Below are 20736 nucleotides of genomic sequence, written 5' to 3'. Positions count from 1 at the left end.
AGACCATTATCTAGAAATATCTTGAGACGTCCAAGTATTTTCTTTATTACTGGACTCTTATTAGAGAGTAAAACTAAGCCTGAGATAGGGCTTAAATATTAATATACGAGGAGAAAAGAAAGTGAAAAATAATTCATTTATAATAATTGAAGCAGCAAAAGCAGGGAGAAAAAAGGTGCATCCAGTCTTTGCTGTAATATTAGCCATTATATTTTTGACTTTAGGCGAACTTTTTATGTTATTTATGTTATTTTTACCAAAAGCTGAAACGATATTCATGAAAGGTATTTATGACAATGTTAGAATGGTGTTAACGTTTGGCGGAGCTATATTTATTTTATTTATATGGGTTCGTTTTGTAGAAAAAAGACCTTTTTCATCCATTGGCTTTTGGAAAGAGAAATGGATGAGAAAGTATTTAAAAGGTGCGTTAATAGGGTTTGTATTTATTTCAACGCCAGTTATTCTACTATTATTAATGGGGAGTGTGAAATTGCAAGTACAACATATTACCTCAACAGTAATAGTAGGAATAGTAGGATCTCTAGTTGCATTTTTAATACAAGGGGCAACGGAAGAAATTATTGTACGAGGTTGGTTATTCCCGGTTCTTTCTGTTAGAAGTCGTATATGGGTTGGAATAATTGTAACTTCATTTTTATTTGGATTTCTTCATCTACTTAATCCGGGAATTACAATATTATCTATATCGAATATAATATTAGTGGGTGTTTTCGCAGCTTTATACGTATTGAAAGAAGATGGTCTGTGGGGAATATGTGCATGGCACTCAATTTGGAACTGGGCTCAATATAATGTATATGGCTTTGCAGTTAGTGGCACAACTATATATTCTACTCCAATTTTTAAGTCTATAACAAATGGACCAGAAACATTGCATGGAGGCACGTTCGGAATTGAAGGTAGTATCATTACAACAATCATGCTCACTATCGCTTCAATTGTTTTATGGAGAAAGTTATGGGGAAGAAAAGCGAAACAACGAAATTTTAGTTAATGAAAGAGGGGGAAACTATGGGGATAATAGCATTTGAGGGAGCAAGCGCTGTTGGTAAAAGTACCACGTGCCGTGAATTAGAAAAGAATTATGGTGCTTATATAATACCTGAAGTGAATTCTTTATTTGAAAGGCCAAAAAATGAACATAGAACATGGTATTTTGAAAAACAAGTTGAGCGCTGGAATATAGCTGTTCAGAAGTCAGAGCAATATGAATTAGTAATACTCGATGGGGATATATATCAACCACTTAGTTATAATTGGTGCTTTCATTTTGATATATTTAATCAGCCATTATCTTTAATAGAAAATTTTTATAAAGAAAAGATGATAAATAGGGAAATTGGTTTTCCGGATCAATATTTTTATTTATATACGAACGATGAAGAACTTAGAAAGCGGAAAGTATCTGATGAGACGAAAAGAAGAAGAAACTTTGAAAAACATTTACATATATCAAAATCGTTTCAGCGTTATTATGAAAATTTAAATACTGTTACAGATGAGTATTGTAAATTAATTGAGGCGAAAAGTGTAAAAAATAATGAATTAGAAATAGTGAGAAACTCAAAAAATTTGAACGTGTGTGAAGAAAGACGTTTTGATGTTTCGAGGTTAGATGCTATTACGAAGTGGTTAAAAGAAAATCGTGCATAAAGTAAAAACAACGAGTGTTGTAGAACGCGCTCGTTGTTTTTTTGTTTCTTTATAAATATAAAGGAAAAATTTGTAGAATATTTTCATTATTTAACAGAATAATCTTTCAATTTTAAAGAAAAAGAAATACAATATGAGGAAGTATATATAAATAATATGATAGGGGATGCGATGCGATATTTTGAATGAAGTAACAGTTTTTATATAAGAAATAATTAGGTAGTCAGAACAGAGATATTTGGGAGGAAACAAGTGAGATGAAAACATTTTTGAAAATAATAGGTGTTATAGCTGGTATGGCGGTAATCGGAGTAGGTTTAACATATGGTATGCTGCATTATTTAAATAATAGTAAACCAGCTGCGAAAAAGGCATCACCAGCTGCTCCAGCAGTAGAAGTATTAGCTGATAGTAACGTAAAAGCAGAAGATGCAAAGCTTTTAGAAAATGGCAATTATTCATTGCCGAATAGTGGTTTTAATAAAAATTTTAAATGGACAGATGAGAACATACAGACAGCATTACATGAAATGGCACATCAAAAAGCGAAAGCTGATCAAAAGTGGGGCTATATTTTTATTACACAAGAACGGATTGAAAGTTTAATTGATATTGTAAAGAGTAATGATCTTGTACAGGGAAGTACATATGTAGAAATTTTAGAACGATGGAAACAAGGAAAATATGAAAAAGTTGATGGGGATCATAATAAGATTTGGAAATTACAAAGTGGGAATTTAGGAGAAGGAAAAGGAGTAATGTCGGAAGCTGAGCAAAAAGAATTAATTAATCAAGTGTTTATGAACAAAGGTACATATTCAGGTAGTAAATTAATTGCAGGTGGGGGACAGACTAATAAATAATATACTAATTAATGAAAGAGAGTAATTGCTTATTAGGCAATTACTCTTTTTATATGTACTTCTTAATTTCTTAATCTCGTTCAAGTAAGGAAAGAAACGACTGTAATACCGGGGAAATCCATCTAGATTTATGATAGATTACATGACTTTGAATAACGGATGGAGTTTCGATAGGCTGAAAACATAGTTGTTCTTTTTGGCAACTTTCTTGTACAACGATATAAGGAAGAATTGAAATGCCTAACTCACACATGACGGATTGTTTAATGACTTCAACATTGGAAGTTTCAAATGTTTTATCTGGAATATTCCTGCTTTGACGTAAAAAACGATCTACCATTGGCCTATAGCCGCAGCTTTGTTCTGTAAAAATGAACTGGGTGTCCTGTAATAACTGGAATGGATTTGTATGTGCAGCGGAATAAGCTGGTAAAATCCATCCAAATGTTTCATTACTAAAAGTTCGCGTAATAAAATCATTATGTTCTATACTTTCTCCAATTATGAAGACAACGTCTGTTTCTCCTTCACGTAATTTTTGCAATGCTTGTTCATTTGTGTTTGTTTCAAGTACGATATTTACTTTCGGATTTTTCTGTTTGTAAGTACGTAATAACTTTGGTAATCGGTATACCGCTAATGATTCATTAGATGTAATACTTAATGTACCTTCTAAATAATCTGTATTTTGGGGGATTTCTTGCGCTTTTTCATATATTGAAAGTAATTCTAATGCATAAGGATGAAATTGATGACCTGCTTTTGTGAGTAGCACTTTTTTCCCTAACCGATCGAAAAGAGGAATATGTAAATCGTTCTCTAAAGCTTTCATATGTGCTGTAACAGTAGATTGCGCATAACCTAGCGCATGCGCAGCTTTAGAAAAATTACCATACTTCACAATGGCGCAAAATGTTTTAACATGTCTCATTTCCATAAGCGATCCCTCTTTTATTATCATGATTTGTGAATGATTATATCATGTATTTTAATTTTCCAAATGATTAAATTCTGTATAAAATGAAATTGTAGAAATATTCATTCAAGTGATATTGGAGGAGAAAAGATGATCAAAAAGGGCTATCATGTAGCTGTTGTTGGGGCTACAGGTGCGGTAGGGCAAAAAATTATTGAACTGTTAGAGAATGAAATGAAGTTTAATATAGTTGAAGTTACATTGCTTTCGTCAAAACGATCCGCTGGTAAGAAAGTAAGATTCAAAGGACGAGAGATAATTATACAAGAGGCAAAAACAACTAGCTTTGAAGGTGTAGATATTGCCTTTTTTAGCGCTGGGGGAGAAGTATCTAGACAATTTGTAACTCATGCAGTTTCTAGTGGTGCGATTGTAATTGATAACACAAGTGAGTACCGAATGGCGCAAGATGTACCGCTCGTTGTTCCGGAAGTGAATGCGCACACTTTAAAACAGCATAAAGGTATCATTGCAGTTCCAAATTGTTCAGCATTACAGATGGTAACAGCACTTCAGCCGATTCGAAAATCATTCGGTTTAGAAAGAATTATAGTTTCAACATATCAAGCTGTATCGGGTTCTGGAATTCATGCGATTCATGAATTACAAGAGCAGGCTAAGTCTATGCTTGCTGGTGAAGAAGTGAAAAGTAATATATTACCGGCGAAAAAAGATAAAAAACATTACCCAATAGCGTTTAATGTACTGCCTCAAGTAGATATATTTACAGACAATGATTTTACTTTTGAAGAAGTAAAAATGATTCAAGAAACGAAAAAAATATTAGAAGATGAAAACCTGAAAATGGCAGCTACTTGTGTACGTGTTCCAGTTGTATCAGGGCATTCAGAATCGGTTTATATAGAACTGGAAAAAGAAGCAACCGTTGCGGAGATCAAGGAAGTACTAATGGATGCACCAGGTGTTATTTTGCAGGATAACCCTAGTGAACAGCTGTATCCAATGCCATTATATGCAGAAGGGAAAATAGATACATTTGTCGGAAGAATACGTAAAGATCCTGATACGCCAAACGGATTCCACCTCTGGATTGTTTCCGATAATTTATTAAAAGGTGCGGCTTGGAATTCAGTTCAAATCGCAGAGACTTTAGTGGAAAAGGGGATACTTTAATATAGTTTGAAAAACTGGGAAATCGTTAATGATTTCCCGGTTTTTATTTCATAATGTTTTTTTATATTTCGCCCAACTTTAATTTAAATTAGTCGTTATTGAATGTTTATAAATATCTACTTTATGTGCAGTGAAGCGTAATGTTTTAGATTCTGCATGAATTGTAAGGTTAACAATAATCGATAACGGCATTTCGACCGCTTTCACAATATCTTCTATAGCAATATACTCATTTTCTGTTTCGTTATAATAAACAACAGAACGAATTACTGCCTCGTTATTTTCAATGTCAATTTCACACATCATAGGGAATTTTTCACCATTATGTAAGAATAGTTCGCCTAGTACGATTGAACCGTTTAACTCCTCTGTAAAATTAGTAGTTGTTGCTGGTTTTACCCATGTTTCGTCATGTTCTTCATTTTCCTCTTCATCTATTGCCCATTCCCATATGGGGTTTTGTTTTAGGTCTTCAATAGTTAAATCATCAATTGGTTTGCAACTACTCATACATAAATTCTCCTTTTATTTTGATAAATAAGTTTTTTGATTTCATGAATTAGATGATTGCTTATAAGTGGGGTTAACAAAGTATTTTGCTCATTTGATATCCAAACTACTTTATTTTGAAATAAAGCTATTACAGTAATATTAACAAAACTTTAATTGTCTAGTAAATAATTATTAGTGGAGATATTAAAATGGGATGGTGTTAAAGAAAGATAGTAAAAAACATCAAGGATGAATGAAATCCATTTGGTATGATATGGATATATCCAATGTGAGGGGGAATTTGATGTATCAAGTAAAGGGGTATTTTTCATCATTAAAAGGAAGTTATTATGAGATTGGAAAGCAACAAGGGAAATTCGTGAAACAAAATCCGTATCTCATCCCGCAATTTATACACGAAGAAAATGTAATAGCTAATAACCATTGGACAGAATCGAGAGATGTATTAAACAAATATTGTCCAGGCATAAATGAAGAAATTGAAGGGTTTTGTGAAGTGTTAAAAATTCCTGCTAAAAATATGATGTATTATTATCAAACGTTATTAAAAGCAGGATGTAGTCATTGTGTGGTATTACCTAAAAAGACAGATTCAAAACACACATATGTATTAAGAAATTATGATTTGTCACCAGTAATAGATGATATGCGTTTTTGCTCGACGCATGTTGAAGGTGCGTATGCACATAGTGGTTTTTCTACTCAATATTTTGGTCGAACAGAAGGGGTTAACGAACATGGATTATCTGTTACATTTTCAGCATGTGGTCAACCAGTAGGAAACATTGCAGGTTTAAGAAAGCCAATGGTAAATGGTTTACAATGTTTTGCGGTAATTCGATTGTTGTTGGAGAAATGTAAAAATGTGCAGGAAGCTAAGTCACTTATAGAAGAAATACCAATTGCTAGTAATATTAATTTAATAGTAGCTGATCTTTTAAACGCAGCACACATTGAAATATTTGACGGTCATAAATCGACAACAACGATTGATGGTGACAACCAAGCTTTTATTGTATCAACAAACCATGCAGTTAGTTCATCAATTCAGAAATTAAATAATAGGAAATTAGAACAATCTACAAAGAGATATCACGTTTTACATGAGCATTTAAATAGATATGAACAAGTGAGCATAGAGTCTTTAAAAGAGTTAGTAGAAGAAGAATATCCTGATGGACTAACTGTACATAACTATGAAGAATGGTTTGGAACTTTACATTCTGTATTATTCGATTTACATGATCGTACAATGAAGATTTGTTTCGGTTCACCACTTTTAAACGACTGGTACTCATTGAAAGTTGGAGGAAGTATGCCGTTTTCTGAGGTGAACGTGAACTTTAAAAATAAAACTTATACTGACTTTTGGAAGGAAGATAAGAATGAATTGATACCTAAAAGATAAATGGGATAAGATGGTGATGTAAAGAGTGCGTTTATACTGGAGGGATTACAAATGCTAAAAGTTATGTTACCATTTGTTCTTATCTTTTTTCTTATTATTGCGATGTATATTGCTTATCAAAAGAGAAAAAAATCTGGGATAAAAGGATTGAAAAGTGCGTTAACTTCTATTTGCTTCTTTTCACTTGCAATCTTAAATATGTTTGCATATTGGTTTCATTTTGGCGGTGCTTTTACTTGGTTATTTTCAATTGTATTATTGCTAGTTGGTGCATATTTTACAAAATATATTCCAATATCTAAAAAGGTACATTAAAGTTTATAAGAGTTAAATATAATGTTTACTTTGTTTTGAAAAGAGATTATTCTACTAGATCGTTGTGAAACGGTTTCATAGGATAATCTCTTTTGTTTAGTTTTGGAAAGAACGTACTGTGATTTTTAGTTGCTCAATAAATTCTCGAGTTGCAGCACACATATATTTATCTTTTCTATAAATTAGCCCTATTTCAATTGTTGGAGTAGGGGTTTCTATTTTAATAGATTGAATGTTTTTATTTTGTAAAAAGTCTATATATGATTTGGGTAACACTGTAATTCCCATTCCTTTGGAAACCATTTGGATTAAAGATTCCATCGTACTAATTTCTAAAATTGGCCTTGGTTTAAAGTTGAATTTTTGACAATGAGATGTAATTAGTTCGGTTAAAAAGAAATTTTTAGGTAAAAGAATTAAAGGGTAGTTCTGTAATTCAGCAATAGATACATGATTACGTTCAGCTAATCGATGACCAGTGGGCACGACTAATGTAAGATCGCTTTTGTATAGAGGGATGGAGATAATCTCTTTATCTTGCACCGGGAGAAATGTAATTCCAATATCTAGTTCGTTTTGTAATAATTTTTCACGAATATCTCCTGTACGAAGCCCTAATACAGAAAGCTCTATATTGGGATATAAATTATTAAAATTTAAAATAGCTGGTGGTAGTAAATAATTTACGACGGTTAACAAAGCCCCTATTGTTAAGGAACCTTGCTGTAATCCGTTTAGGTCTTGAATAGCTGAACGAGCTTGTTCGACTTCATGAAAAATGGTTTTACTATGTGATAATAAAACCTTCCCTGCTTCAGTTAAAGATATTTTTTTACCAATTCGATCGAAAAGTGGCATTCCTACTTCATGCTCTAATGCACGTATTTGTTGACTTAGTGAAGGCTGTGAAATATTTAATTTTTCAGCTGCTTTTGTGAAATGTAATTCTTTTGAAACAGCTAAAAAGTATTCAAGTTGTCGTAATTCGATTGGAATCACCTCAAGTATAATAATAGGTTATACCTATCATTATTATATAAATAATTGAATTGAACAATGATTTTAGAGGTTTTATAATCATCTTTATATAACAGAGAGGTTTGTAAAAATTAATCGAGAGAAAATACATGTAACACCTGTAAAGGAGGAAATAGAATGGCTAATGAATATCAATTATTATCTTTAAATATAGGATTACCAAAAGAGGTTACATACGGCGGAAAAGTAATTCATACAGGCATAAATAAGAAACAAGTAAAGGAACCAGTATATTTATCCTTTGTAAAATTTAATGGGGATGGACAAGCTGACTTAGTTCATCATGGAGGAGTAGATAAAGCAGTTTGTGTTTATACTGGTGATCACTATCCATACTGGGAAAAAGAATTGAATCAAGATCTTGTATATGGGGCTTTCGGAGAAAATATAACAGTTAGTGGTATGCACGAAGAGGATGTTTGTATTGGTGATACGTTTGAGCTAGGACAGGCAATCGTACAGGTAACACAGCCAAGGCAACCTTGTTTTAAATTAGCAAAAAAATATAATATTCCAAAGTTACCACTATATTTTCAAGAAACAGGATATACAGGATTTTATTTTCGTGTATTAAAAGAAGGATGGGTATCATCAGTCGATACCTTAAAAAAACTACAGTCTGATCCAAAAGGTGTTTCAGTAGCGTTTGCTAATCGTATCATGCATAAGGAAAAACAAAATATTGAAGGGGTAAAAAGGATATTAGAAGTAAATGCACTTTCAAATAGTTGGAGAAAGTCTTTTGAAAAGCGTATAAGTGGAGAAGAAATTAATACGAAGGAAAGACTTGAAGGGATAAAAGAATAAAAATATTTTATTATAAATAGTGTATTTCTATTAGTAAAAGCTAATTAGAAAGCGCTATTTTTATATAATAAACTAATTAATATCCAGAAATCTTAATATTGTTTTATTCGACTTATTTTCAAATAGTCAAAACATAAAATTAATTAGACTTTTTTTTTATGTTTTATGATAGTATATTGATTGGTAAGACCTCTATTTTTAAGAGTAGGTCATATAAGTATATCTAATTTAATGGAATTTAATATTTGGAGGTACAACATGGGGAATGTTGAAAAATTGGCAAGTCTTCTAATAGAAGAACCGAAAAGAGAGCAGTTATTTCCTTTATTTGAAGAAGTGTTTGGAATTAAAACTCAAACATTGAATGATTTTTCGGATAAAGGATATTGGGATGATACATATAAAGCTTTATCGTTTTTACAAGAAGATAAAGTGATTGCAAATGTTGCGGCATTTTCACTCCCATTATTAATTAATGGTGAAAAAATAAATGCAGCGGGTATTCAATCAGTAATGACACACCCTAATTTCCGTAGACAAGGGCTAATGACACAATTAATGGGTAAAATGATAGAAGAAATTGATAAGAAATGTGACTGTGCATTATTGTTTACAGAAAAACCTGAACTATATACAGCATTTGGGTTTAAAGTTGTGCAGGAATATTTGATGACTATACCATATGATAAAAATATTAATAATAACGATTCACTACTTAAAAAGTTAGATTTCTATAATATAGAGAATAGACAGTTAATACATGAAACTATTGATAGTAGCCAAAGACTTTCAAATAGTTTTTCAACTTTAAACTTCCATCCTTCATTTTATTTGAATATGTATGATTCGGAATGGAATGAGAAATTGTATTATTCAGAGAAACTAGATGCTCTAATCGTTTATGAAGTAGACAATGAAAAGTTGAAATTATTTGGAGTATTTGCGCCAGTACTTCCGGTTTTAGATGAATTATGTGGAGAAATCAATGAAAGGTTTACGGAAATCGAATTTTATTTTTCTCCGGATCAATTAGGGGTTGAGGATGTACAGTTTACAGAATTACAGTCTAGCAAGTATTTAATGGTTCGAGGTGATAAAGAGTTAGATTTTAAAGGTTATAAATTCCCAGTATTAGCGGAGTTTTAAATGACTATATAAATGCTTTATTATGGAGGAGCTATGAATATATCGTATATACCAGAACGTATTGAGCAACTCACTATAATGAATGTACCTGAGTACTATAAGATTAATGATAATCATGCGTTTATTGTCCGTTCGAAAGCAGAAACCGATTTTTGGCTTAAAACACATTATGGTTTTGAAGTAATGAATGGTCATGTATTTTATAATGAGATGATGACAGACTTTCAAGCTGAAGTTCAGTTACGTATGAATCCAAATTCAAAATTCGATCAAGCAGGTCTTTTTGTTATGATTTCGGAGAACTGTTGGCTAAAAACATCTTTAGAATATATCCCTGAAGGGCCATCTCACTTAGGTGCTGTCGTAACGAATAATGGATATTCTGACTGGTCAACGCAAGATTATCCAACTGAAGCAGCTAAGCAACAACTTTGTTTTCGAATTATTCGAAAACGCGGTGATTATACAATATATGTGAAAAAGAGCCATCAATGGGAACAAATAAGAATCGCTCATTTAATGGAGGATATAGGGAATGAGCCTATTAAAATAGGTTTTTACACGTGTAGTCCTTCTAAAAGTAAGGGATTTGAGACTGAGTTTTTAAATTTTACAATTGAAGAAATATAGATGAAAAACCGTATTCTTTTCATTAAGAATGCGGTTTTTGTATTTATATAATATAAAGCATATGTATTGACCAGAAAGTCATTAATACTTATCATTTAATAATGTTAAATATTAATTTACATAATATAATAGAAGTAATGAAGAAATTACAAAATATATCGCTTAAATAAGGAGGGATATGAATTATTCAGTGGTAATTTCATGGGAAAAGGAGATTATGTATGAAATCATTTCGTAAGTTATTACAGTATTTAAAACCATACATGTTCTTCGCTATTATTGGGCCGCTATTTATGGTACTTGAGGTTGCGATGGACTTAATTCAACCGACTATTATGCAACATATCATTGATGTTGGGATTGCAAATCGGGATTTAAATTATGTAATAAAAATGGGGCTTCTTATGATAGGAGCAGCAGCACTCGGTTTAGTTGGAGGGCTTGGGTGTATGATGTATTCTACAAAAGCAGCTGTTAATTTCGCTACAGACATACGAAAAGATGTGTTTGCGAAAATAGAAACATTTTCTAGTAATAATCGGGACTCATTTGGAACAGGTAAATTATTAACGATCGTAACAAATGATATCACTTCTATTCAATCGGCAATGACGATGACATTACGTGTTCTGGTTCGTGGTCCACTGTTATTTATCGGAAGTATAATTATTGTTTTTGTAACAGCGCGAGAGTTATTTCCAATATTACTTGTAGTTGTTCCGATTTTATTACTTGCGATTATTTTAATTGCAAGTAAAGCAAGTGGTACATTTAAAAAGGTGCAAGAGGCATTGGACAAAGTGAATACAAAGTTACAAGAAAATTTATCTGGTGTGCGTGTTATAAAAGCGTATGTAAGACAAAAATACGAAATCGCTCAATTTGGAAATGTAAATACAAATTTAACGAAGATAAATATTCGAGCTGTGCAACTTATTTCTTTAATGATGCCAATCATTATGCTAGTTGTAAGTGGCGGGATTGTCGCAACATTATGGATTGGTGGAGAAAAAGTATTCAATGGAACGCTTCAAGTAGGAGCGATTTTGGCATTTATTAATTACTTGAATATCATTTTAATGTCACTTATGTCGATTAGCATGGTATTTATTCAAATTGCGCGAGCTTTTCCATCTGCGGAGCGTGTACAGCAAGTGTTAAATACCGAGGTTGATATTATAAGCGAAGCGAATGCGATCGAACCTGAGAAAATCGAGGGGAATATCGAATTTAAAAATGTTAGTTATAGCTATACGAAAAATAATGAATACGTTTTAAAAGATATTTCGTTTAGCATACAAAAAGGTGAAAAAGTAGGGATTATTGGATCAACTGGAAGTGGTAAATCTACCTTAGCGAAACTGTTACCACGTCTATATGATGTGGATCAAGGTGAAATATGTATAGATGGAATAAATGTTAAAACATATGATTTGCAAAAACTCCGTGCTTCAATAGGGTTTGTACCTCAGAAGGCATTGTTGTTCTCAGGTAGTATAGAAGAGAATTTACGTTATGGTAAAGAAGATGCAACACATGATGAGCTGGAAGTAGCAGCTGCATCAGCTTGTGCGACTGAGTTTATCAATAAGCTGGAAGAATCTTATCAATATAATTTAACACAAGGTGCGACAAATCTATCAGGTGGACAAAAACAACGTGTATCAATTGCAAGGGCACTTGTGAGAAAACCGCCGATTCTCATATTAGATGATTCTACATCAGCAGTTGATGCGAAATCAGAGGCTACTATTCAAACAGCTTTAAAAACAAAATATAAAGGCACAACGACTTTATTAATTGCGTCCAAAATTTCTTCCATAATGGATGCGGATAAAATACTTGTATTAGATAATGGTGAATTAGTTGGCAATGGTACACATGAACAATTGTTAGAACAAAGTGAGGTTTATCAGGAAATTTATCTTTCCCAAGGTGGTAATTTGCATAAAGAAGGTGGGGAAGAACATGCGTAATTTTCAAGGGCAATTTGCTAATAAAGGTGGACGAAACACGCCAAAGATGGGGAAAGCTAAAAATGCTCAAGGAACTGTAATGCGGATATGGAACTATATGGGCTACCAAAAAGCTGCTCTTATGTTTGTTATATTTCTAGTCGTTGTTACTACTTTACTTGGATTATTAGGTCCCTATTTTATGGGGGTCATTATAGATCAATATATTGTACCGAAAGATTTAAGTGGTACAGCAAGAATGTGTATGTTACTTATCGCGATTTACGGTGTAACTGTACTTTTAACATGGTTACAAACATTTGTCATGATTAACGTTGCATTAAAAACAATTCAAAAAATACGACAAGATATTTTTGAGAAAATCCAAACGCTTTCTTTACGGTTCTTTGATGTGCGTTCCCAAGGTGATTTAATGAGCCGTGTGACAAATGATATAGATAATTTGAATCAAGCTTTGACACAAAGTGTTGTACAAATTATTTCATCAGCGTTAACTTTTATAGGTGTAACGATTGCGATGTTCGCTTTAAATTGGATTTTAGCAATTGTAACTTTAATTACAGTACCTATTATGTTTTACGTTACAAAAAAACTAGTTGCATATAGTGGTAAAAACTTTGCGAAGCGTCAAAAAGATTTAGGTGAATTAAATGGATTTATTGAGGAAGCAATTACAGGTGCGGATGTTACAACGTTGTATGGAAAAGAAAAAGAAACTGTACAAAATTTCAATAAAATTAATGAACAGCTAAGAGTTTCAGCTACGAAGGCTGATACATTTTCAGCTTTTATTTTTCCAAGTATGAACTTTATTAATAACTTAGGTATGGGGCTTGTCATTGGGACTGGATCAGTTATGGTCTTAAACGGAATGACAACAGTAGGAGTTATTGCGGCTTTTATTAATTATTCTCGTCAATTCTCAAGACCGCTAAGTCAATTTGCGACTTTAATGAATACAATTCAAGCGGCAGTTGCTGGTGGAGAACGTGTTTTTGAGATTATGGATGAGGTACCAGAAATTCAAAATAAAAAAGACGCATTTGTTGTACAAAATTTACAAGGGCATGTTACACATTGAGAATGTTTCATTTGGCTACGCAGAAAATAAAACAATTTTAAAAGAAGTGAGTCTTAAAGCGCAGCCAGGAGAGACAATTGCTTTAGTTGGTCCGACTGGATCAGGGAAAACAACAATCATTAATTTGTTAACTCGCTTTTACGATATACAGCAAGGACAAATTCATATTGATGGAAAAGATATAAAAGATTATGATATTAATTCTTTACGAAGTAAAATTGGAGTAGTTTTACAGGATACGTATTTATTTGCTGGTTCAATTATGGATAATATCCGTTATGGACGCTTAGATGCTACTGATGAAGAAGTTATCACTGCAGCTAAGGCAGCATCTGCACATTCTTTTATTAAGCATTTGCCAAATCAATATGAAACAGAAATTGCTTCAGAAGGATCGAATTTAAGTCAAGGACAAAAACAACTTCTTGCGATTGCACGAGCAATTTTAGCAGATGCAGATATATTAATTCTCGATGAAGCGACATCTAATATTGACACAAGAACAGAATTACAAATACAAGCAGGACTAAATAATTTAATGAGAGGTCGCACAAGTTTTGTGATCGCTCACCGACTTAAAACAATTGAAAAAGCAGATCAAATCCTTGTTATAAAGGATGGGGGAATTTTAGAAAGAGGGGATCATGAATCTCTCATGGAAGATAAAGGGTTTTATTTTGATTTGTATACGAGCCAGTTTAAAATATAGTAAAAGCATTGATATGTTGCGGTTTCTCTTGAGAGGAGAAACCGTATTTTTATATTTGTAAATATTACTATTCAAATGGTCTTTCGCTATATATTTTAACAGCATCCCCTGTATGCTAGGAAAAACATGTGAATAACGATTTAATGTTATGAACATATCTTTATAACTGAAGTGTTCACTTATAGTCTTTGGATGTATACCTTGTTTCAAAAGTAGCGTAGCATGTGTATAACGTAAATCATAAAATCGAACCTTACAAATTGGAATTTAAATAAAAAGAACGCTGTTAAAAGCGCTCTGAGACAAACCATATATTTAGAGAGGAATCAAGATAATATATGGATATTGTGTGAGAATGTTGTAGGTTTTAATGAAAAATAAAGCACACATATAAGTGTGCTTTTATGAACGCTTTAGATTTGTATGACTATATAGTCATACAATAAAATATGCTTGTTTAATATAAATGTGTGTCAAATCTATAAAAAGATATTGTGTATAAGGAACAATAAATGTTAATTAGCCAAGTCTTTTGTTTTTATCCTGCTATTTGCCGGGTAGTAAGACCCCCACCTCAAAATTCAGCAGAAGCAAAGAAGTTAGGCGGGGGCTGGACTGCCCGTAAAGTCCGATTGGTGAGGGCTGATTAAAGTTTCACTTTATTAACGAATTTGCGCAACTGTTAACGCTGCAGAACGAATATCTACTGTACCTATTACTTCAACGGGGACAATTTGAATTAAATCACCAGGATTTAAGTTAATTAGAATGACACCACTTGATACATCGACTTCACCAGTTCCGATAATATTAGAACGGACTGCGGTTCCGGATCCTGCAATAACATTAGTCGATGAATTTAATGTCAAGAAAAAGCGTGCTGCTTCCGGGGCTAATGGAACGTTATCAAGGCTAATCGTTAATGTATAGCTAATTTGATAAATACCAGCTACCTGAATTTTAATACCAGTTCCAGTACTAATTGTATCATTGATTACAGGGACAGTAATATTAGGATTTGGGCCTGTACTAGGTAATAGTAGTGGTGTAAATAATGTTGCAAATTGAGGTGAAGTAGCATTGAAGGCAAAACCTAGGGCAGGTAGTGTACTAGGTGCTTGTGCTTCACAATTAAAATTAGCGAATTTACGAATGGATGAGCGCATATTTTCACTCCTTTCTTGTATTTAGATTTCGTGAGTATTAACTTCACATTTTGGACAAGCATAATACAATATATGAAAATTTATAGTAGATAGTGCACAAGCATTACTATTACGGATAAAGCTATGAATAATAATAAATACTATATGGAAAAAGCAGTTAGCTAACTGCTTAGTAGGTTCTCCAAGAGCAAATAGGCGCAAAATTATTGCACTCTCAAAAAGATCACTACAGATAAGTGCTCTTTTTGAGAGTGAGTATAAATTTCTATCATTCTATCTAGTATTTGCACTGTATTATGTAGTTGCTACTAAAATTGATGTGAATTTTTAAAATTAGAGGTTTCTTTTAATGAAACCTCTAAAAAGACAACTAAATTTACGTTATAGTAAATTCAATTGCGATAGGAGTACCTCCATCTAGGACTGCTCCTCCTACAATAGTAGCAGCTGTAGTAGTCACACCAGTAATAGTATCACCTGTTTGAATAACACCATTAATATAAAGTGTTAAAAAGGCATAAGAAGCAGGGAATGTTGTTACAGCACCAGTGTCATCAGTGAAGTCTGTGTTAGCAAAAGTTAAATCTGCACCAGCAGCAGTTCCTGTTGCGGCTGTACTTACAAATCGTCTTCCGGCTATAAAAGGTTTAACGATAGGCATTTATATTCACCCCTTTTTGAGAATTAACTTAGACAAGTTTTTTGAAAGTTTTGTCCTGTATCGTATATTATGCTGTGCTTCTACTAAGAGATACGGCTTGTATACTAGTAAATAAGTATAATTATTATGCGTTTTATAAGTTAGGTTCTTATAAGTAATTAAGTGGTTAAGGTTGGATTTTGTATATGGTATGTTTATGTTAAAAAAGAGAGCTCTTTTAGAAAGAGCTCTTAATCAAATTATTATCTTAGTGTTGGAGGGAAACTGGCGGCCTCAGTGACAGATGGTAGAAATAATTTACGTGGTATTGTAATAAATTCAAGCGCAATTTGCTTTGGATAAAAAAGTATTTGAGTTAAATCTAGAGCATGTATTAATAGTATCATGAAGCTTGTAAGAATGATAAAACTACCCCAAAAGAAACTTTTTGAAGTGTTGCGGAAATCTTTTATTAAAGAAAAGAATGAAAAAAATGCGGTAACAATGAGAATAAAAAATTTATACTTATCAGCCATTGTGATCCTCCTAAAGAACAGTAATTTATATTATACCGTATTTTTCAATATTATTATAAAAAGATTTTAAAGTGAATAATAAGAAAAAAATAAAGCCATAACTTCAAACATTAGTTTAGGTTCTATTGTTTGAATTTTTTGTTTTAGAAGGTATATAATCTGAAATTGAAAATTTTCCAAATGAATTACGATTTTTTATTTCTGATCCAACATCAATTGCTTAATGAAATGGTATGAAAGATTATAGGCTAGTGATACGAGATTAAATAAGAGGAATTTGCGTGCTGCAAGCGTCCTAGCTCAGATTTCTACTAGAGAAAAGTATTTAGTTGGAGTTGGTATGTTAATAAAAAACGGATGGATGACGAAACTAAATATTCATGACATTAAGGACAAAGATCAGGAAATATAATTTGGTATTCTGGGAATAACCGGAGATCCGTAGTTAAGGTTGCATAGTATTTGTATTTTTTTTCTAATTTTTCAATTGTTGTTAAGTGATGAGAACCTAATCCGCGTCGTACACTATGTTGAGAAAGAGTCGGCCCAATTTGTAATTTTCGTTTTTTCATTGCATCGTTCCATGGACTATAAAAAAATTTAAAAATAAAAGCAGGTTCCATGTAAATGCTATAAGGATAATGCGAACCATGTCTCCCGACTCTATAGTTCCCGTGCGAATTATTGTGAATTAATCTACCGTTAAGATATAGTTGGTTTGGATTAGGTTGAATTATTATGCCGTGATAACGTTGTTTAACAAGCGGAGAGCTATATCTTGGATTAGTGTAGCCATGAGTCGGTTCATCAATCATCATAATCATTCTTATTGAAAACATATTGCCGCTCATAGTGTTAAGTGATTTGAAAAATTGTTCTTTATTATAACAGCACAGGAATTCTGTCGTATTCAATACCATTTTCCATCCTGTAATTTCTCTTTCAATTTCCATAACTTCTTGATCAACTAAATAAGCATCAAATTCGAGTGATTTTGAGTTTCGTATTTCCCAATTAGGAGCGAATGTTTTACAGATTTCAACTGAACGATCAGTGGATCCACGGTTAATAAGAATGCCATGATCAAATAGCTTTGTATGGTGCATTAACCACCATGGAAGTAAATATTCTTCATTGTAAAAATGAGAAATTAAAGTAGTCTTAATCAAAATCACCTCCTTATTTAACCTGCTTCTTATTTAATATGATATGGAAGGAAACCTATTGTTAGAAGGTTTCCTCTTAAAAGTTTTAAACCACATAGGGTATGTGGATGGATTAGTATATAAAGTAGTCTGATTGATAAAGAGTGGTATTAAAAAGTACAAAATCTAAAATGAGCATCGAATTAGTGTATAACGATTGAAACGGCACTGAAAACTAATAAAACAGCCATAATGATGTTGAATAATTGGTTATGTTTTACTAATAATTTTTGGAATATTGAACCAAATAAACTCCAACTAAATGTACTCAGTAAACCGACTATACCTAGAAATAATGAGAAAAGCAGAAAACTTGAATATGAATTGTAGTAGGGGAGTATAAAAGTAGAGACTACTGTGAGTCCGAATAATATTCCTTTTGGATTAACAAATTGAATGAAAATACCCACTGTAAATAAGTTTTTATTATTTTTTTCATTGTGATCTGCACCGCCTTTACTAGTAATTATTTTAAAGGCTAAATATAGCATATACGCGACACCTAAAATTTTTAAAGGAAATTCAATTATAGGGATAATATTAATTAATACAATATTAAAGAAACTGCATAAAGAAGTGAGGATGAAAAAACCGAATGCTACTCCAAAGCAAAAGTTTATGCTTCTCTTTAATCCATGTTGATTTGCGTATGTCATAGCTAAGAAATTGTTGGGACCAGGTGTGAAGCTACTTATAAATACAAATAACAAAAAAGAAAATATAGGCATTTCAAAACCCCCTATTTTTTGTGTGTTATAATGACCAAAAAGAACAATATAACGTGTGCTTTTTATTATACATAACGGTCGTTATATTGTATACAGTGTAGGAGTGTTTTTTATGGAAGAAATTCAACTTATTCTGGCAAAAAATTTAAAATCAATACGTGAAAAAGAAAAATTAAGTTTAGAAAAGGTCTCTCAATTAACAGGTGTAAGTAAAACAATGATTGGACAGATAGAAAGAGGAGATTCAAGCCCGACACTAACAACAATATGGAAAATTGCTAATGGTTTGAAAGTATCATTTACCTCTTTAATTAATAATCCACAGCCTGATACGAAAGTAGTTTTACGAAATGATGTTCAAGTATTGTCTGAAGACAATGGGAGATATAAGGTGTATCCCTCATTTCCTTTCCAAGATGATAGGAATTTTGAAATCTATATGGTTGAAATTGATACAGAAGGGAAATTAAGTTCAGAAGCGCATAAAGAAGGAACAGAAGAGTTTATAACGGTATTTGAAGGGAAATTGACAATTGACATAAATGATTGTCAATATACGTTAAATAATGGAGACTCAATTCGCTTTAAGGCGGATAGACCGCATACTTATACTAATTCAGGAAGAACATTAACTCGGTTAAGTATGACTATTTATTATCCAGCTTTATAAGCTGGCAATAATATAAAGAGTAAAAGTAAATGTGTATTGTTAAAACCATCTATAAGAGATGGTTTTATTTTTTTGAATATAAAAAAAGACACTCAATTGAGTGTCAATATAGTATTGCTCTCGCGTATAGGATTGGAGATGTTCCTCAAATACATATTGAGATGGTCTGTAAAGAAGAAACGATCTTCATCTTTAATGTAACATCGACATGGGGGAAGTGTAAATTGATAATATATATACGGAAAATTTAGTATAGATGTTTTCTACTATGGATATAGTACAATTTATTTTTATTACTTAATCACTATCGTAATATTTATCAATTGAGTATTTAGATTGTTTATTATAAAAAGAATGAATCATTTTTTAATCAATTCGTATAATTGTAAGAGAGGCACCTGTTGATCCACCTCCAACTAAATTCACGACGGATAATATACCAAATAATTGTAGTGAAATTGTATTACCAGCATTTAAATTAGTAATTAAATTATTACTATAATTTGAAGTTGATAAAGCGGGAGAAAAAATAGAGCCAGGAATTGGCGTAGAAGCGTTTAATAGTAGTCTAGTTCCAGCAAGTAGAGCGGTTGTCGTATTAACTTGATAGGTTAAATGATATCTTCCAGTTACAGGAATTGTAAATACGTCATTTGAAGCGTTAACTGTAAAATTACCAAGACTTTGGTTATTTGAAAGTGGAATGTTTGTTCCTCCTAATATGACTGAAACAGGACCACCTGATGTATTATTAGCGAACATAGAGTTTGTTGTAACGATTGAACCAGTACTTCCGGTAGGCCCAGTACTTCCGGTAGGCCCAGTACTTCCGGTAGGCCCAGTACTTCCGGTAGGCCCAGTACTTCCGGTAGACCCAGTACTCCCGGTAAGCCCAGTACTTCCAGTAGGCCCCGTAGGTCCAGTAAGCCTGTAAGGGAAAATAATGTCAAGGGCCATTGACATTATTTCTTTTTTTCTAATTTCATTATTATCTTGAATATAAATCACCTCATCTTTTTAAATAGAATGATTAATTTATTATATTAATTAAAGTGGTTATAGCAACGGTAAAATGTTTAATATATGTAATAATTCTTTGGGAAGGAAAAAGAGAATAGTTATAAAGTTATTCTTTAATGATAGGGTCATAATGATGTGTATGAATTAAAAAACATGTGGAATGAGGTATTAAATTGAAACGCAATGACAATTTATCATTGAATAAGGGGATGATAGGACCAGAAAATATTGGACCTACATTTCCGATTCTTCCACCAATTTATATTCCAACAGGAGCAACAGGGCCGACTGGAATAACGGGGCCGACCGGAATAACAGGAGCAACCGGAGAAACGGGACCGACCGGAATAACAGGAGCAACCGGAGTAACCGGAGCAATAGGAATAACGGGACCGACGGGAGCAACAGGGATAACAGGAGCAACCGGAATAACGGGACCGACGGGAGCAACAGGGATAACAGGAGCAACCGGAATAACAGGAGCAACCGGAATAACGG

Annotated in this window: 21 protein-coding genes and 1 pseudogene; 13 read left to right on the top strand and 9 right to left on the bottom strand. The window is 32.6% G+C overall.

Annotated elements, in window-relative coordinates; all coding sequences use genetic code 11:
* Positions 1–121 precede the first annotated feature (121 nt).
* The 3 genes from MR168_RS25195 to MR168_RS25185 all read left to right on the top strand — a co-directional run bounded on the left by MR168_RS25195 (position 122) and on the right by MR168_RS25185 (position 2540).
* The gene (locus tag MR168_RS25195) at positions 122–1018 is read left to right on the top strand and encodes a CPBP family intramembrane glutamic endopeptidase (protein WP_006918638.1); all 897 of its coding nucleotides are present in this window, start codon (positions 122–124) and stop codon (positions 1016–1018) included.
* Positions 1018–1677 carry an AAA family ATPase gene (locus MR168_RS25190; protein ID WP_140159255.1) on the top strand — a complete coding sequence of 220 codons (660 nt, stop codon included), beginning with the start codon at positions 1018–1020 and terminating at the stop codon, positions 1675–1677. Before MR168_RS25195 ends, MR168_RS25190 begins: the two co-directional genes overlap by 1 nt.
* A gap of 257 nt (positions 1678–1934) precedes the next feature.
* On the top strand, positions 1935–2540 hold the full coding sequence (locus MR168_RS25185) for a PRK06770 family protein (protein WP_000846982.1): 606 nt from the start codon (positions 1935–1937) through the stop codon (positions 2538–2540).
* A gap of 70 nt (positions 2541–2610) precedes the next feature.
* Here MR168_RS25185 and MR168_RS25180 read toward each other — a convergent pair whose 3' ends face one another.
* Complete coding sequence (locus MR168_RS25180; RefSeq protein ID WP_049107680.1) at positions 2611–3477, bottom strand: LysR family transcriptional regulator; 867 nt, start codon at positions 3475–3477, stop codon at positions 2611–2613.
* Positions 3478–3606: 129 nt separating this feature from the next.
* Here MR168_RS25180 and MR168_RS25175 point away from each other — a divergent pair, with 129 nt between their 5' ends.
* Positions 3607–4650 carry an aspartate-semialdehyde dehydrogenase gene (locus MR168_RS25175; protein WP_153579121.1) on the top strand — a complete coding sequence of 348 codons (1044 nt, stop codon included), beginning with the start codon at positions 3607–3609 and terminating at the stop codon, positions 4648–4650.
* Positions 4651–4728: 78 nt separating this feature from the next.
* Here MR168_RS25175 and MR168_RS25170 read toward each other — a convergent pair whose 3' ends face one another.
* On the bottom strand, positions 4729–5160 hold the full coding sequence (locus MR168_RS25170; RefSeq protein ID WP_016122485.1) for a hypothetical protein: 432 nt from the start codon (positions 5158–5160) through the stop codon (positions 4729–4731).
* 286 nt (positions 5161–5446) lie between these two features.
* Between MR168_RS25170 and MR168_RS25165 the strand changes: the two genes are divergently transcribed.
* Positions 5447–6571, top strand: coding sequence for a C45 family autoproteolytic acyltransferase/hydrolase (locus tag MR168_RS25165; protein ID WP_016122486.1), 1125 nt, complete (start codon positions 5447–5449; stop codon positions 6569–6571).
* A gap of 51 nt (positions 6572–6622) precedes the next feature.
* A complete protein-coding gene (locus tag MR168_RS25160) occupies positions 6623–6886 on the top strand; it encodes a hypothetical protein (RefSeq protein WP_016122487.1) in 264 nt (87 codons plus the stop codon).
* 96 nt (positions 6887–6982) lie between these two features.
* On the opposite strand, the gene MR168_RS25155 is transcribed toward MR168_RS25160, so the two are convergent.
* On the bottom strand, positions 6983–7885 hold the full coding sequence (locus tag MR168_RS25155) for a LysR family transcriptional regulator (protein ID WP_242291575.1): 903 nt from the start codon (positions 7883–7885) through the stop codon (positions 6983–6985).
* Between the two features lie 156 nt (positions 7886–8041).
* Here MR168_RS25155 and MR168_RS25150 point away from each other — a divergent pair, with 156 nt between their 5' ends.
* The 5 genes and pseudogenes from MR168_RS25150 (at position 8042) to MR168_RS25130 (ending at position 14273) form a co-directional block, all read left to right on the top strand.
* Entirely contained in the window at positions 8042–8731 is a 690-nt protein-coding gene (locus tag MR168_RS25150) for an MOSC domain-containing protein (protein ID WP_016122489.1), read from the top strand.
* 258 nt (positions 8732–8989) lie between these two features.
* A complete protein-coding gene (locus MR168_RS25145) occupies positions 8990–9877 on the top strand; it encodes a GNAT family N-acetyltransferase (RefSeq protein ID WP_000528663.1) in 888 nt (295 codons plus the stop codon).
* Positions 9878–9910: 33 nt separating this feature from the next.
* The gene (locus MR168_RS25140) at positions 9911–10507 is read left to right on the top strand and encodes a DUF1349 domain-containing protein (RefSeq protein ID WP_086411352.1); all 597 of its coding nucleotides are present in this window, start codon (positions 9911–9913) and stop codon (positions 10505–10507) included.
* A 221-nt stretch (positions 10508–10728) separates the two neighbouring features.
* Complete coding sequence (locus tag MR168_RS25135) at positions 10729–12483, top strand: ABC transporter ATP-binding protein (RefSeq protein ID WP_016122491.1); 1755 nt, start codon at positions 10729–10731, stop codon at positions 12481–12483.
* Positions 12476–14273: pseudogene (locus MR168_RS25130) on the top strand (ABC transporter ATP-binding protein). Before MR168_RS25135 ends, MR168_RS25130 begins: the two are co-directional and overlap by 8 nt.
* A gap of 662 nt (positions 14274–14935) precedes the next feature.
* On the opposite strand, the gene exsF reads toward MR168_RS25130, so the two are convergent.
* From exsF to MR168_RS25105, 5 genes are all read right to left on the bottom strand, one after another.
* The gene (gene exsF, locus MR168_RS25125; RefSeq protein ID WP_001257876.1) at positions 14936–15439 is read right to left on the bottom strand and encodes an exosporium protein ExsF; all 504 of its coding nucleotides are present in this window, start codon (positions 15437–15439) and stop codon (positions 14936–14938) included.
* Positions 15440–15815: 376 nt separating this feature from the next.
* Positions 15816–16100: a DUF4183 domain-containing protein gene (locus MR168_RS25120; protein WP_001123247.1), complete on the bottom strand. Its 285-nt coding sequence runs from the start codon at positions 16098–16100 to the stop codon at positions 15816–15818.
* Positions 16101–16342: 242 nt separating this feature from the next.
* Positions 16343–16615, bottom strand: coding sequence for a hypothetical protein (locus MR168_RS25115; protein WP_000774115.1), 273 nt, complete (start codon positions 16613–16615; stop codon positions 16343–16345).
* A gap of 386 nt (positions 16616–17001) precedes the next feature.
* Positions 17002–17784 carry a glycosyltransferase family 2 protein gene (locus tag MR168_RS25110; protein ID WP_000598284.1) on the bottom strand — a complete coding sequence of 261 codons (783 nt, stop codon included), beginning with the start codon at positions 17782–17784 and terminating at the stop codon, positions 17002–17004.
* 179 nt (positions 17785–17963) lie between these two features.
* Positions 17964–18548 (bottom strand): LysE family translocator, encoded by a 585-nt coding sequence (locus MR168_RS25105; protein ID WP_016122493.1) that lies wholly within the window; start codon positions 18546–18548, stop codon positions 17964–17966.
* A 55-nt stretch (positions 18549–18603) separates the two neighbouring features.
* Between MR168_RS25105 and MR168_RS25100 the strand changes: the two genes are divergently transcribed.
* Positions 18604–19218 carry a helix-turn-helix domain-containing protein gene (locus MR168_RS25100; RefSeq protein WP_130813712.1) on the top strand — a complete coding sequence of 205 codons (615 nt, stop codon included), beginning with the start codon at positions 18604–18606 and terminating at the stop codon, positions 19216–19218.
* A gap of 366 nt (positions 19219–19584) precedes the next feature.
* On the opposite strand, the gene MR168_RS25095 is transcribed toward MR168_RS25100, so the two are convergent.
* Positions 19585–20226, bottom strand: coding sequence for a BclA C-terminal domain-containing protein (locus tag MR168_RS25095; protein WP_002025769.1), 642 nt, complete (start codon positions 20224–20226; stop codon positions 19585–19587).
* 185 nt (positions 20227–20411) lie between these two features.
* Between MR168_RS25095 and MR168_RS25090 the strand changes: the two genes are divergently transcribed.
* The coding region (locus MR168_RS25090; protein WP_242291574.1) for an exosporium leader peptide-containing protein at positions 20412–20736 on the top strand (325 nt) is incomplete at its 3' end.

Origin of the sequence: Bacillus cereus group sp. BfR-BA-01356 (genome assembly GCF_022663635.1) — a bacterium.
Lineage (GTDB): Bacteria > Bacillota > Bacilli > Bacillales > Bacillaceae_G > Bacillus_A > Bacillus_A cereus.
Note: the sequence above shows the minus strand (reverse complement) of the source record. Positions and strands in the feature narration are given on the sequence as shown.

What these genes read in the sequence shown, in the direction of transcription:
- MR168_RS25190 (WP_140159255.1), top strand. Translation starts at nt 1,018, where the DNA reads ATGAAAGAGGGGGAAACTATGGGGATAATAGCATTTGAGGGAGCAAGC.
- MR168_RS25185 (WP_000846982.1), top strand. Translation starts at nt 1,935, where the DNA reads ATGAAAACATTTTTGAAAATAATAGGTGTTATAGCTGGTATGGCGGTA.
- MR168_RS25180 (WP_049107680.1), bottom strand. Translation starts at nt 3,477, where the DNA reads ATGGAAATGAGACATGTTAAAACATTTTGCGCCATTGTGAAGTATGGT.
- MR168_RS25175 (WP_153579121.1), top strand. Translation starts at nt 3,607, where the DNA reads ATGATCAAAAAGGGCTATCATGTAGCTGTTGTTGGGGCTACAGGTGCG.
- MR168_RS25170 (WP_016122485.1), bottom strand. Translation starts at nt 5,160, where the DNA reads ATGAGTAGTTGCAAACCAATTGATGATTTAACTATTGAAGACCTAAAA.
- MR168_RS25165 (WP_016122486.1), top strand. Translation starts at nt 5,447, where the DNA reads ATGTATCAAGTAAAGGGGTATTTTTCATCATTAAAAGGAAGTTATTAT.
- MR168_RS25160 (WP_016122487.1), top strand. Translation starts at nt 6,623, where the DNA reads ATGCTAAAAGTTATGTTACCATTTGTTCTTATCTTTTTTCTTATTATT.
- MR168_RS25150 (WP_016122489.1), top strand. Translation starts at nt 8,042, where the DNA reads ATGGCTAATGAATATCAATTATTATCTTTAAATATAGGATTACCAAAA.
- MR168_RS25145 (WP_000528663.1), top strand. Translation starts at nt 8,990, where the DNA reads ATGGGGAATGTTGAAAAATTGGCAAGTCTTCTAATAGAAGAACCGAAA.
- MR168_RS25140 (WP_086411352.1), top strand. Translation starts at nt 9,911, where the DNA reads ATGAATATATCGTATATACCAGAACGTATTGAGCAACTCACTATAATG.
- MR168_RS25135 (WP_016122491.1), top strand. Translation starts at nt 10,729, where the DNA reads ATGAAATCATTTCGTAAGTTATTACAGTATTTAAAACCATACATGTTC.
- exsF (WP_001257876.1), bottom strand. Translation starts at nt 15,439, where the DNA reads ATGCGCTCATCCATTCGTAAATTCGCTAATTTTAATTGTGAAGCACAA.
- MR168_RS25120 (WP_001123247.1), bottom strand. Translation starts at nt 16,100, where the DNA reads ATGCCTATCGTTAAACCTTTTATAGCCGGAAGACGATTTGTAAGTACA.
- MR168_RS25115 (WP_000774115.1), bottom strand. Translation starts at nt 16,615, where the DNA reads ATGGCTGATAAGTATAAATTTTTTATTCTCATTGTTACCGCATTTTTT.
- MR168_RS25105 (WP_016122493.1), bottom strand. Translation starts at nt 18,548, where the DNA reads ATGCCTATATTTTCTTTTTTGTTATTTGTATTTATAAGTAGCTTCACA.